At 49.4% G+C, this 326-nt stretch carries 1 protein-coding gene; it reads right to left on the reverse strand.

The window, feature by feature from the left end; translation table 11 throughout:
* A partial coding sequence (locus GNY06_RS04645) for a hypothetical protein (protein ID WP_212995083.1) occupies positions 1 to 237 on the reverse strand: 237 nt, incomplete at its 3' end.
* Between the last annotated feature and the right edge of the window lie 89 nt (positions 238 to 326).

Genomic DNA, 326 nt, shown 5'->3' on the forward strand with positions numbered 1-326 from the left:
CAGATCTACCCAAGCCACGTTTGCCGTCTTAGGCATGAAGTAGCGGTAGTGGTAGCCGTTGAGAATTTCAGCGTATGCGTTAGACACTTCAAACTTGTTGGCGTTAGGGCCCACGATGGCAAGGAGCGAAGTCTTTGTGCCGGTGGTCATGATGCCGTTATAGCCATTGCCTTTGTAGGCATTGAAGGTGGTGTTGCTTGTATTGGTGATACCTGCCAGTTGGCGTGCATTGATCATTGCCTTGATGTCTTGTTTGCAGTCAATCCAATGCTTGTAGAATATGCATGGGGTTCCGCATGAAGCCAGAATGTAGGCATTGGCTGCCA

Origin of the sequence: Elizabethkingia argenteiflava, from assembly GCF_009904105.1 — a bacterium.
Classification (GTDB): domain Bacteria; phylum Bacteroidota; class Bacteroidia; order Flavobacteriales; family Weeksellaceae; genus Elizabethkingia; species Elizabethkingia argenteiflava.